The following is a 12,869-nucleotide window of genomic DNA, read 5'->3' as shown; positions in this document are numbered from 1 at the left end:
AATAAATCACTTTTCCTATCATATCAAAAAAAGACTCTGTCTGTCTGCTGAAAAATCAGGAAAACTCCATTTCAAAAAATAATTCACTTCTACTTTATTTCATATGATAAAATATTTTTTAAATCTAAATATTCTTTCAATTAAAGAGGTGAATGTAGTGATACCAACAAAGTTAAAAAAGGGTGCTGAAATACGAGTGATTTCACCATCGTGTAGTTTAAGTATTGTTTCAAATGAAAATAGAAAACTTGCTATAAAAAGATTAACTGACATGGGCTTTCAAGTTACATTCTCAAAATATGCTGATGAGATAGATCGATTTGCTTCCTCCTCTATTTCTTCCCGCATTCAAGACCTCCATGAAGCATTTCGAGACTCTAATGTAAAAGCTATTTTGACTACACTTGGCGGATACAACTCAAATGGTTTATTGAAACATCTCGATTATGATTTAATTCGTGAAAACCCGAAATTTTTCTGTGGTTATTCTGATATTACTGCCTTAAATAATGCAATTTACGCAAAAACAGGGCTTGTTACATATTCAGGACCCCATTTCTCTTCGTTTGGAATGGAGAAAGGGCTCGGGTATACAACCGATTACTTTTTAAAGTGCTTAACTTCTAATGAGCCTATTGAAGTCCTTCCATCTGAAACATGGAGCGATGATTCTTGGTATATAGATCAGGAAAATCGAGAATTTATTAAAAATGAAGGATATGTTTCAATTCAAGAAGGAGAAGCTACGGGAGATATTATCGGTGGCAATATGAGCACATTTAACTTACTGCAAGGTACACCATATATGCCAAATTTAAAGGAGAAAATTTTATTTATTGAAGAAGATAGTTTAACTGGAACATCTACTCTTAAAACTTTTGATCGTTATTTACATTCCCTTATGCAGCAGCAAGGTTTTGAATACATAAAGGGAATCGTTATAGGAAAGATGCAAAAAGGTGCAGAATGTACGATAGAAGACATTCAAGAAATGATTGCTTCAAAACCTGAACTTGCACATATCCCTATCATTGCAAACGCAAGTTTCGGGCATACAACCCCGATTTTCACTTTTCCAATTGGTGGACGTGCAAAAATTATTTCTCACAAAGAGAAGACATCTATCACTATTTTAACGTACTAAAAAAGGAGCGAATGAGTCGCTCCTTTTATGGTTTTTCTATTTTTTCCAACGCTTTTTGCGGAATGGATTCTTTCGGGATTTCAGCCCATCCTTTTCCTTGCATACCTTTTGCATAAATTTTTATAAACGCCCCCGTATGCAATTCACGGTTCATCATTCTTTTAATAACTTGTAACTTTCCATCTTCTGTATACCCTTTAAAAGTATACAAGTATTCTCCGTCTTTTTTCTCACCTTTATCTATAACCGCATAATAATCTTGTATTTCTTTATTTGAAAAGAAGTTGTCTACAAAAGCATGTACACCTTCTGTTTTTGTGTTCAAATAATACGCTGTTCCACCTAGAATAATGGCGAATACAGCTAAAACTTTAATTACCAATTTCATACATGAACCTCCTGTTTGCACTTCTTTCTCGCTAGTATTATATCTATACTTGTATTATACGGAAAAGAGCATACTATACTCTATCTAAAAGTCTTACACTTTCCTTACATTATTGTAAGGGATTTTTTCTTACAACCAGTTCCCAAGAAAAAATTTTTCCGTTTCATACACTTTTATATTATTATTGAATGATACGAATTTTTATTACAAAAATCAAAGGAGACAGTTTTCAAATGGCTATCTTGCAAGGTTTAGCACTATTACTTGTTGTACTTTGTCTATTTACACTTTTCAGTTACCGTGCGCCTTACGGAATGAAGGCGATGGGCGCTTTAGCTAATGCAGCAATTGCAAGTTTTCTTATTGAAGCATTTCACCGTTATATAGGTGGAGAAATGTTTCATAATGACTTTTTACAATCAGTAGGAGAAGCTTCCGGTAGTATGAGCGGTGTCGCAGCAGCGATTTTAGTCGCATTAGCAATCGGTGTTTCCCCCGTATATGCTGTTTTAATTGGTATCGCTACTAGTGGATTTGGTATTTTACCAGGATTTTTCGCTGGATACGTTTGTGCCTTCGTCGTGAAATTTCTCGAAAAGAAATTACCAGCTGGTGTGGAATTTTTAGCAATCCTATTTATCGCTGCACCAATCTCACGCGGAATGGCAATGCTTATGGATCCGCTCGTTAACGCCACACTTGGTAAAATCGGTTCTATGATTTCAGTTGCAACTACAGAAAGTCCTATCATTATGGGTATTATGCTTGGTGGATTAATAACAGTTATTTCTACCTCTCCACTGAGTTCTATGGCACTAACTGCAATGCTTGGATTAACAGGTTTACCAATGGCAATTGGTAGTCTGGCTGTAGCAGCTTCAGCCCCAATGAACTTTATTTTCTTTAAACGCTTAAAAATTTGTTCAAAGAAAGATACAATTGCTGTAGCAATCGAGCCTTTAACACAAGCCGATGTTGTTTCAGCAAATCCGATTCCAATTTATGCGACAAACTTCGTTGGCGGTGCACTTGCTGGTATTATTACCTCTCTGTTCCAGCTCGTTAATAATGCACCAGGAACAGCATCACCAATCCCAGGACTTCTTGTCTTATTCGGATTTAATGACGTTGTAAAAGTAACAATTGCTGCTATATTATGTGGAATCGTTACCACTATTGTCGGATACATCGGATCTATTGTGTTCCGTAAATATCCGATCCGCTCTGCTGATGAAATTCGCGGAGTTACTTCGGAAGAGAAGGTTGCATAAGAAAAAGAGCTATTCCCATCGTTTAGGAATAGCTCTTTTTTGTGTTGCGTAACAGTAAATGAAATTATATCGGCGGTTTTTTAATATATCAGCGCAACTCGAATTATATCGGCGATTTTTTTAATATATCGGCGCAACTCGAATTATATCAGCGATTTTTTTAATATATCGACTTACCGACACATAACGAAAAAATAAGAGCCCTCTAATCATATAGAGGGCTTTTATTTTATCTAGCTGCAGTGGCTAGAATGATCGGTGGCTTCGCTTCTTCCTTCGAGGCAAAAAGCGCCTTTTGCAGGAAAGAACCTTAGCCACCGGGCCTAAACAGTGGGCTTCACTTTTATTTCACCCAACCGAGCAGCATTTCCCGCACGAATTTGCTTGCTGCGACTGGTGTTTGATCACTATGGTCGTAGACTGGAGCTACTTCTACCAAGTCTGCTCCAACTACATTTATATTTGAATTTGCAATTGCTACGATGGAATCTAATAATTCTTTAGATGTGATACCGCCAGCTTCTAACGTTCCTGTTCCTGGAGCGTGAGCTGGGTCTAATACATCAATGTCGATTGTGACATAGACTGGGCGGCCAGCAAGTTTCGGTAATACTTCTTTTAACGGTTCTAATACGTCAAATTTGTATAAGTTCATACCTACTTCTTTCGCCCATTCAAATTCTTCCTTCATTCCAGAACGAATTCCGAAAGAATATACGTTTTCCGGACCAATTAAATCACACACTTTACGAATTGGTGTAGAGTGGGATAAAGGCTCCCCTTCATACGATTCACGTAAATCAGTATGAGCATCCATGTGGATGATTGCTAAATCCGGATATTTTTTTGCCATTGCCTTAAAAATTGGCCAAGACACTAGGTGCTCACCGCCGAGACCTAGTGGAAACTTATCGGCATCTAAAAGTTTTGATACATACTCTTCAATCATGTCTAAGCTGCGTTGTGCGTTTCCGAATGGTAATGGGATATCACCCGCATCAAAATATTTTACCTCTTCTAGTTCACGATCTAAATACGGGCTATATTCTTCAAGACCGATTGATACTTCACGAATACGTGCAGGGCCAAAACGAGATCCCGGACGGTAACTTACTGTCCAATCCATAGGCATCCCATAAATAACTACCTTTGACTCTTCAAAACTTGGATGACTTTTAATAAATACTTTACCTGAATAAGCTTCATCAAAACGCATATTCTTTTCCTCCTTATGTGGAACTTAAGGTATCCCAACCTTTCACTATTTCTCAAATTTGGAGCGAATTGCTCCTCTTTCTCGATTTACCGGGTCTTCTTTTTAACAACAAGAAGACGATTTTCTCTACAGAAGTGTAAGTAGCTAGCATGTTCAAGTCTTCTGGACAAACACCTTAAATGAGCTACTTACACTTTATTTGTTTGATACAATTCTCTTACTTAATTAAATCGCCAACAAATTTCGGTAATGCGAATGCTGCATTGTGTAATTCTTTTGTGTAGTATTTCGTTTCGATTTCGTGGAAACGCTCTTCACTTACTTCTAATGGATCATGTTTTTTAGATCCAATTGTGAACGTCCAAAGACCACTTGGGTAAGTTGGAATGTTTGCTGTGTATAAACGAGTGATTGGGAAGATCTCTTTTACGTCTTTAAACACAGTTGTAATTAACTCTGGTGTGAACCAAGGGTTGTCCGTTTGTGCAACGAAAATACCATCTTCTTTTAACGCTTTTGAAATTCCAGCGTAGAAGCCTTTTGTAAATAAGTTTACTGCTGGTCCTACTGGCTCAGTAGAATCTACCATAATTACATCGTATTCATTTTCGCTTTCTGCGATATGTAGGAAACCGTCTCCTACTTTTACTTCTACACGCTCATTATCTAATGCGCCTGCAATTGATGGTAAGTATTGTTTAGAGTACTCAATTACTTTTCCATCGATTTCAACAAGAGTTGCTTTCTTTACACTTGGGTGTTTTAACACTTCACGAATAACACCACCATCACCGCCACCAACAACTAATACGTTTTCAGGGTTTGGATGTGTAAATAAAGGTACGTGCGCTACCATTTCGTGATAAACGAACTCGTCCTTTTCTGTTGTCATAACCATGCCATCTAAAATAAGCATGTTTCCGAACTCTTCCGTTTCAACCATATCAAGTTTTTGGAATTCTGTTTGCTCCGTATGTAATGTGCGGTTAATACGCGCCGTAATCCCAAAATGTTTTGTTTGTTTTTCAGTGAACCATAGTTCCATCGTACAATCACGCCTTTCAATGCAAATTTATAATAGGGACATCATTAATGTCCCCTAACAAAAATAAAACAAAACATCCAAAATGTATAGTTAAAAGTACAAAAATACCGAAAATATATTTTAGTCAGAGGGTTCTAACATATGTGCGGAAAGGGTTTGCACCGTAAAAGGAAAGAAAACCCTTTCTTAAGAAAGGGCTTTTGTCTCTATTTCTACTGGTTTACGAATTGGAATTAGGATCATAATACAACCAACTAACACCACAATTCCACCTACTAAAAACGGACTTTGTGGTGAAACAGTATGACCGATAATTCCTGATAAAATCGGAGCAATCGCACCACCTAACCAACGAACAAAGTTATAAACACCTGACGTAACAGATCTTTCATAAGGTGAAATATCCATTACATAACTTGTGTATAATGCATTGTTTAAGCCAGACGCCAATCCTGATAAAACGATAAGAGTAATTTGTAACCACATAATTTTCACAAAGAATAGTGCAATTAAGAAAATCGCAAATACGAGTAAACTACCCTTCAATAATGTTTTTGGTTCATATTTCCCTTCTAGCTTATGTGCTAAAATTGCAGAACCGTAAGCTAACGCGAGTCCCCATCCGCAAAATACAAAGCCTAATTGAATAGCTGATAAATGCATAATAAGTGGTGAATATGCTAACACGACAAAAAATCCGTAGTAGTATAGCATCCCTGAAATGGCACCTTGCATAAATGGTTTATACTTCACCAGGTTAAGTAATTCCCCTACGCCAGCAGCCTTACGCTTCACTTTTCGTTCTGGTTCTTTTACAAAAAAGAATACTAAAATAAATGCTAAGAAAATTAAAATACTCGTCGCGAAAAACGGATAACGCCAAGAATGACCACCTAATATCCCGCCTAATAACGGTCCGCCAGCCATACCTAAGCCGATAGCTGCTTCGTATAATCCTACTGCTTCATGAACTTCTTTACTTAATGAAATCAATAAAGTCATCGCCGTCGCGAAGAACATCGCATTCCCTAATCCCCATCCAGCGCGGAAAAGAGATAATTGAGCAATCGTTTGTGACATACCACATATAAACGCAAATACAGTCACAATCGCAAGACCGATTGTCATCATCCGTTTATCACCAAATCTCGATGCAAATATACCAGCTGGTAACATCATAATTGCCATCGTTAAAATATAAGCAGTAAATAACATTTCAACTTGCCAATGCGATGCACCAATTTTCTCTGCAATAATCGGCAAAATTGGGTCGACTACTCCTATACCCGAAAAGGCAAGGAAGGTAGCCACCACTGTAATCAATCTCCCTAGTTTTTGTTTGCTCTCCATTTTGATTACTCTCCTTTTGTGCTCTCTAAAAATGTTACTGCACGATGTAAACTATCTTTTAGTTCTGCCTTTACACGTTGCATTTGCTCCATTTTTTCGTCTAACGTTTGCACTTGTTTTTCAAGCATATCTTTAATTTCTTGAATCACTTCACGATCACGAGGATTTTCGCTATTTCTTCTTTGCTCCATTCTTTCTTTTAGTGATAAGAAATGCTGCATTTCTTGAAGTGTGATTCCTAGCACTTCTTTCGCTTCTACAATTCTTTTAATTCTGGCAATATCCTCATCCGTATACAGACGGATATTTCCCTCACTACGTTCTGGGGGATGAATTAAACCAATTTCCTCATAATAACGAAGTGTACGTTTTGTTAAACCGACTTGCTTTGTTACTTCATCAATTTTATACATGTTTATTCCTCCCTTCACTTGATTATTACATTTTACGTTAACGTTAACTTTTCTGCAACTGTTAGACTTTTGTAAATGTTTGTCATATTCAATTGTATTTTCCCTAAAGCAGTTTCATAATAAAAGAAAAGAGATAATAAGGAGAATTTCACATGAGTAAACCACTTATTTTCGCTCACCGCGGAGTAAAAGGAACACATCCCGAAAATACGATGATTGCCTTCCAAGAAGCAGAACGCATTGGTGCTCACGGAATTGAACTCGATGTCCACTTATCAAAAGATGGTGAACTTGTCGTAATTCACGATGAAACCGTCGATCGTACAACAAATGGCGTTGGACTTGTTTCTGAAAAAACGGTAGAGGAACTACAATTATTGGACGCTGGTAGCTATAAAGACCCTTCTTTCCATGAAGCAAAAATCCCAACGTTGCGTGAGGTTTTCATTTGGCTTTCCACAACGAACTTACAACTAAATATTGAATTAAAGACAGATGTTATTCATTACCCAAATATTGAGGAAAAAGCTGTTGCACTTGTGCGTGAATATCATCTTTCTAATCAAATTGTATTTTCATCATTTAACCATGACTCTGTTTCATTATTAGCAGAAATTGCTCCTGAAATCCCAAGAGCAATTTTATATGATACACCACTTACTGATCCAATTTCCGAAGCAAAACATAGAGAAGCAAGTGGATTACATCCAAACTTCCAGTTATTAACGAAAGAATTTGTGCAGTTAGCACAAGAGCAAGGATATGTTTTCCGTCCATATACAATTAACGAATACAAAGATTTACAAACTATGATTGATTATGGTGTAGATGTCATCATTACCGATTGGCCAGCACGTGCCTTTGATCTCCTTTCTTAATGGAAGGAGCTTTTTATTTTCGAAATTTCATTGTTTAAAATAAACGAAAACCCTCAATACTAATACAATAACGCTTGTATTAATGAGGGGCTGAAAAAAGATGGATCAAACTATGAATCCAAAACTTAAAAAATATAAACGTCTTTTCTTCACCGCAATGTTTTCGTGCGTCCTTTTCTTCGTTTTTTCTTTTTTTGTTATTATTATAGTTGCAAAAATTATGGGACCTCCTCCTGTTGCGGTCCCGCAAACAAGCGTCTTTTACGCAAACGATGATACTGTTATTGGACAAAGTAACGAAATTCAAAAACGTTACAATGTCTCTCTTAATGAAATTTCACCTTATGTAAAAGAAGCGACCCTTTCTATTGAAGATCAAAGATTTTATAAACATCACGGCTTCGATGTGAAACGGATTGCAGGTGCAATTGTTGCTGATTTAAAAGCGATGGCAAAGGTACAAGGAGCTAGTACAATTACACAACAATACGCGCGTAATCTGTATTTAGATCATGATAAAACGTGGAAACGAAAATTATTAGAGGCAATGTACACTATCCGCCTTGAAGTAAACTATAATAAAAATCATATTTTAGAAGGATATTTAAATACAATTTATTACGGACATGGCGCTTATGGCATCGAAGCTGCGTCCCGTCTATATTTCGATAAAACGGCAAAAGAGTTAACATTAGCAGAAGCTAGTATGCTGGCAGGTATCCCGAAAGGGCCAAGTGTCTATTCTCCCTTTTTGAAAGAGGATCGCGCTAAAGGACGACAAGCTCTCATATTAGATGAAATGGTGAAGCAAGGATATATTACGAAGCAACAAGCAACCTTAGCGAAGAAAGAGACACTAACTTTTGCCTCATTAGATACGAAAAAAGTAGCAGAGGTCGCACCATATTTCCAAGATGCTGTACAAGCTTCGCTTCTTCGTGATGTTGGATTAGACGAACAAGCTTTACAACGAGGTGGCTTACGAATTTATACAACGCTAGACCCTAAACTACAAGCTGTAGCAGAACAAGCTGTAAAAGATCATATACCTGACACAACAAACATACAAACTGCTCTCGTCTCTATGAATCCAACGACAGGTGAAGTGGCTGCTCTTGTTGGTGGAACTGATTATAATATGAGTCAATTTAACAGGGCTACACAAGCCGTTCGTCAGCCTGGTTCTACATTTAAGCCATTTCTATATTATGCGGCATTAGAACGAGGATTCACGCCTGCTACGCGCTTAAAAAGCGAATATACTGTATTCACCCTAGGTGACGGCGTTTCAAAGTATAAACCGAAGAACTATAAAGATTATTATGCAGATGATTTCGTAACGATGGCACAAGCTCTCGCAGTCTCTGATAACATTTATGCTGTGAAAACGAATTTGTTTTTAGGAGATGACACGCTAGCAAAAACAGCGAAACAATTTGGAATTAAAAGTGCATTAAAAGATGTGCCTTCTCTAGCTCTCGGTACATCACCAGTAAAACCAATTGAAATGGTTAACGCTTATAGCATGTTCGCAAACGGTGGAAAAGAAGTAAAACCTACTTTCATTCGCCGCATTATGGATCATGAAGGAAATATATTATACGATGCTCATTTAGAGAGTAAACAAGTTCTCGACAAGAGCAAAGCGTTTGTAATGGAAGAAATGATGACTGGTATGTTTAATAAGAAACTAAGCAGTTATGCTGCTGTAACTGGCCAATCGATGTTATCAAAATTATCAAGAACATATGCCGGCAAATCTGGTTCTACTGAAACGGATAGTTGGATGATCGGATTTACTCCGCAAATCGTAACAGGTGTATGGGTCGGATATGATCAACCTAAATCTATTTCAAACGTAGCAGAACAGGGGTATGCGAAGAAAATATGGACTGATACGATGGAGAAGGGCTTAGATGGACAGCCTAAAAAAGAATTTAAACAACCAAGTGACGTCGTAGCGGTTAATATCAATCCAGAGAACGGTAAAATTGCTACAAAAAATTGTCCTATTTCTGTGAAAATGTATTTCGCTAAAGGTACCGAACCGACTGAATATTGTATGGATCACGTCGATGATAAAGAAGAATTTGAAAAAACGACTGAAGAAAAGAAAAAAACAAGTTGGTGGAAAAAATATCTTCCTTGGTAAAAAAAATAGCTGACGGGCATCCGTCAGCTATTTTTTATTCACTTAATAATGCACGGCGCAATTCTTCACTAGATTCGTTCCAAATCGCTTCATTATGTTCTTTCAAGAACGTACCAAGTACCTTTTTAGATGATTCATCCATATGGTCAACCATAATGTGACGCTTCAATGATTTATCCATTTTATTTACGTGTTCTGGAAGTGATTTATATCCGCGGCGAATCTCACGGTCAACTGTCATTTCACAAGCTGTTACACCCGCGTAATACGCACCTGTCGCAGTTCTTTCAATTGTTACCCAAACAAGCCAAAATGGTTTTCCATTTGGAACTTCATCTTTATTTGTTAAAAACTTAATACCTTTTTCTACTGTACTACGCGCATGCATCGCACCGATATCAACGAATGCAGTCTTCTCTAGTACATCAACAAATACAGGTGAAATGTTTTCTAAGCTTAATGCTCCAACACCAAATCCACCATGTCCATCTGTTGAATCATTTTTCACGATATTAAAACCGATTTTTTTCTTTTTCTCTGTCATATGTAAAATCCTCCTCACTTAAAAATTATAAAAGGCCAAAAATAGGCGCAATGATGCTGTCTAAAAATACAAATACATGCGGAATAACTACCTGGAAAATAGGTTGAATTGTGTAATTACTAAGCGGTGTAATAACGAGAATTAATAACGCAATTGCCCCGTATTTTTCATACTGTGTCATTTTTGCGCGAATATTTGCTGGCGCTAAATCTTCCACAACTCGATATCCATCAAGTGGCGGGATCGGTAATAAGTTAAATACAAGTAAAACGATATTCAGCATAATAAAAATCTGGAAAAATTGAGCTAACGTATCTGCCACTGCAGATGGAATTGAGTATAATACACCAAATTTTAATAAGCTATACCAAATAATTAAACCAATTGCACTTAAAATTAAGTTACTAATCGGCCCTGCAATTGACACTAATATACCTGCCAGACGCGGTCTTTTAAAGTTATATGGATTAACAGGAACTGGTCTTGCCCAACCGAATCCAAGAATTAATACTGCAATCAAACCGATAGGGTCTAAATGGGCCATCGGTGATAACGTTAAACGCCCTTGTCTCTTTGCTGTATCGTCCCCAAATTTATATGCAACATATGCATGTGCAAATTCATGAACGGATAGTGCAATAATAATTGCCATTGCTACTAACGGAATTTCGTGCAATGGATATCTAAATAACTGATCCATACTTCATCTCCTCTTCCATATGTCAAAAAAAGAAATTATTTGTTTTTTCGATTGTTCTTCCCCATAATCCGCTATAATAAGAGTGTAACTTACATAAAAGGAGCGATTGTACATGCCATACGTAACAGTGAAAATGCTAGAAGGACGCACAGAAGAACAAAAGAAAGCTCTTGCTGAGAAAGTAACAGCAGCAGTAAGCGAAACAACTGGTGCTCCTGAAGAAAACATCGTTGTTTTCATCGAAGAAATGTCTAAAAACCATTATGCAGTTGGCGGAAAACGCTTAAGCGACAAATAATTTCAAGTTTTTTCATAAGAAGCAGCCATTAGCTGCTTCTTATTTCTTTCCTTCTAACAACTCAATAATTCTCTCTTTATATTTTCCTTTTCTTCCATCTTCATAGATTAAATCATGTGGATAGAATAGCTTTTGATCCGTTCTTTTCTTACCTGTAATCGCCTCAACAATATCCGACTCACGTGAAAGCTCTCTAAGCTCTCCGTTTGGCATAAGAAGTAGGATTGGTAGACGCTCTTCTTCTTCTCCTGCACGATAAAAGTCATACGGTAAGTCTGATGTTGAATCAACTACTAAATAATACTCCGGATCAAGTCCAATCTTTTTAAATAAACTACTTAATTCCATCCAATTATCTAAACCGTGTTTATTTGTAAACTCTACATATTTAAATAGATTTCGATTCATAAAACGGCGGCATAAATCGCTTAAAATTGGATCTTCTTCTTCCTGCCATACTTGGAAGTAGTAATACATAACGTTCTCGTCTAACTTTAAATAATCCTCTACTGTTACTTCTTCTTCAAATAAAGAATAGAAATGAACAGGATGATTTTTAAATGTATAATACTTCTCGTGCAGTGATTTCGCACGGTGTAAAATCTTCGTTAAAATAACTTCTGCACTTCGCGTTACCGGGTGGAAATATACTTGCCAATACATTTGATAACGACTCATAATGTAATGCTCAACAGCATGCATACCACTATTTTTAATGACTACTTGATCCCCATACGGACGCATTACACGCAGTATACGTTCCATATCGAAGTTTCCGTACTTTACGCCTGTAAAATAAGCATCTCTTAATAAATAATCCATACGATCCGCATCAATTTGACTCGAAATCATACTAATCGCTAATTTATTAGTAGACGTTTTTGCAATTACGTCTGCTACCTTTTGTGGAAACTCCTTATCAACACGACTTAATACATCATTAATCTCCGTATCGCCAACGATAATCTTTTGCGTAAATTTCTCATGATCTAATGAAAATACTTTTTCAAACGAGTGAGAAAATGGGCCGTGGCCGACATCATGAAGTAATGCCGCACATAAACATAACAATCTATCTTCAGCATTCCAATTTGGTCTGCCATCAAACACATCATCAATCATACGACGAATAATTTCGTATACACCTAACGAATGAGTAAAGCGACTATGCTCTGCACCGTGAAATGTAAAAAATGTCGTTCCAAGCTGCTTAATACGGCGCAAGCGTTGAAATTCTTTCGTTCCGATTAAATCCCAAATAACACGATCACGCACGTGCACATATTTATGTACTGGGTCTTTAAACACTTTTGTTTCGCTGAGTTTGTCGTTTAAATATACCACTTTCCGACATCCCCCTTTCTTTACTACATTCTTACTTTATATTATAAACGAAATGAGAAACAGAAAGAAATGAAAGACTGTATTAATTCCCTTTATAAAAAGAAAAAATCACCTTTACCGAAGTAA

General features: G+C 36.9%; 13 protein-coding genes. 5 read left to right on the top strand and 8 right to left on the bottom strand.

Annotated features, from left to right (window positions below; translation table 11 throughout):
- The first annotated feature begins 157 nt into the window (after positions 1-157).
- The gene (locus ACTFRM_RS22045) at positions 158-1,144 is read left to right on the top strand and encodes a S66 family peptidase (RefSeq protein WP_000613225.1); all 987 of its coding nucleotides are present in this window, start codon (positions 158-160) and stop codon (positions 1,142-1,144) included.
- A gap of 25 nt (positions 1,145-1,169) precedes the next feature.
- Here the strand turns inward: ACTFRM_RS22045 and ACTFRM_RS22040 are convergent, their stop codons facing one another.
- Positions 1,170-1,532, bottom strand: a complete 363-nt coding sequence (locus tag ACTFRM_RS22040) for a YxeA family protein (protein ID WP_000779921.1) — start codon at positions 1,530-1,532, stop codon at positions 1,170-1,172.
- A 233-nt stretch (positions 1,533-1,765) separates the two neighbouring features.
- On the opposite strand from ACTFRM_RS22040, the gene ACTFRM_RS22035 reads away from it, so the two are divergent.
- On the top strand, positions 1,766-2,803 hold the full coding sequence (locus tag ACTFRM_RS22035; RefSeq protein ID WP_000996319.1) for a PTS sugar transporter subunit IIC: 1,038 nt from the start codon (positions 1,766-1,768) through the stop codon (positions 2,801-2,803).
- Positions 2,804-3,146: 343 nt separating this feature from the next.
- Here the strand turns inward: ACTFRM_RS22035 and speB are convergent, their stop codons facing one another.
- The 4 genes from speB to ACTFRM_RS22015 all read right to left on the bottom strand — a co-directional run bounded on the left by speB (position 3,147) and on the right by ACTFRM_RS22015 (position 6,827).
- Positions 3,147-4,019, bottom strand: a complete 873-nt coding sequence (speB, locus tag ACTFRM_RS22030) for an agmatinase (protein WP_001209831.1) — start codon at positions 4,017-4,019, stop codon at positions 3,147-3,149.
- A gap of 217 nt (positions 4,020-4,236) precedes the next feature.
- Complete coding sequence (gene speE, locus ACTFRM_RS22025) at positions 4,237-5,064, bottom strand: polyamine aminopropyltransferase (RefSeq protein WP_000424696.1); 828 nt, start codon at positions 5,062-5,064, stop codon at positions 4,237-4,239.
- A gap of 186 nt (positions 5,065-5,250) precedes the next feature.
- Positions 5,251-6,414 (bottom strand): MFS transporter, encoded by a 1,164-nt coding sequence (locus ACTFRM_RS22020; RefSeq protein ID WP_000444229.1) that lies wholly within the window; start codon positions 6,412-6,414, stop codon positions 5,251-5,253.
- Between the two features lie 5 nt (positions 6,415-6,419).
- Positions 6,420-6,827 carry a MerR family transcriptional regulator gene (locus ACTFRM_RS22015; protein ID WP_000276561.1) on the bottom strand — a complete coding sequence of 136 codons (408 nt, stop codon included), beginning with the start codon at positions 6,825-6,827 and terminating at the stop codon, positions 6,420-6,422.
- A gap of 152 nt (positions 6,828-6,979) precedes the next feature.
- On the opposite strand from ACTFRM_RS22015, the gene ACTFRM_RS22010 reads away from it, so the two are divergent.
- A complete protein-coding gene (locus tag ACTFRM_RS22010; RefSeq protein WP_173600722.1) occupies positions 6,980-7,705 on the top strand; it encodes a glycerophosphodiester phosphodiesterase in 726 nt (241 codons plus the stop codon).
- Positions 7,706-7,805: 100 nt separating this feature from the next.
- Complete coding sequence (locus tag ACTFRM_RS22005; protein ID WP_000372958.1) at positions 7,806-9,857, top strand: transglycosylase domain-containing protein; 2,052 nt, start codon at positions 7,806-7,808, stop codon at positions 9,855-9,857.
- A gap of 34 nt (positions 9,858-9,891) precedes the next feature.
- Here ACTFRM_RS22005 and ACTFRM_RS22000 read toward each other — a convergent pair whose 3' ends face one another.
- Positions 9,892-10,401, bottom strand: a complete 510-nt coding sequence (locus ACTFRM_RS22000; RefSeq protein WP_000136678.1) for a YwhD family protein — start codon at positions 10,399-10,401, stop codon at positions 9,892-9,894.
- Between the two features lie 25 nt (positions 10,402-10,426).
- Positions 10,427-11,101, bottom strand: coding sequence for a site-2 protease family protein (locus tag ACTFRM_RS21995; protein ID WP_000372445.1), 675 nt, complete (start codon positions 11,099-11,101; stop codon positions 10,427-10,429).
- A gap of 112 nt (positions 11,102-11,213) precedes the next feature.
- On the opposite strand from ACTFRM_RS21995, the gene ACTFRM_RS21990 reads away from it, so the two are divergent.
- Positions 11,214-11,399, top strand: coding sequence for a 2-hydroxymuconate tautomerase (locus ACTFRM_RS21990; RefSeq protein ID WP_001147171.1), 186 nt, complete (start codon positions 11,214-11,216; stop codon positions 11,397-11,399).
- Positions 11,400-11,438: 39 nt separating this feature from the next.
- Here ACTFRM_RS21990 and ACTFRM_RS21985 read toward each other — a convergent pair whose 3' ends face one another.
- Complete coding sequence (locus ACTFRM_RS21985) at positions 11,439-12,743, bottom strand: HD domain-containing protein (RefSeq protein WP_000262729.1); 1,305 nt, start codon at positions 12,741-12,743, stop codon at positions 11,439-11,441.
- Positions 12,744-12,869: the final 126 nt, after the last annotated feature.

Source organism: Bacillus cereus group sp. MYBK227-1 (genome assembly GCF_051916325.1).
Lineage (GTDB): Bacteria > Bacillota > Bacilli > Bacillales > Bacillaceae_G > Bacillus_A > Bacillus_A cereus.
The sequence above is the reverse complement of the archived record's forward strand: the minus strand, read 5'-3'. Positions and strand labels throughout refer to the sequence as shown.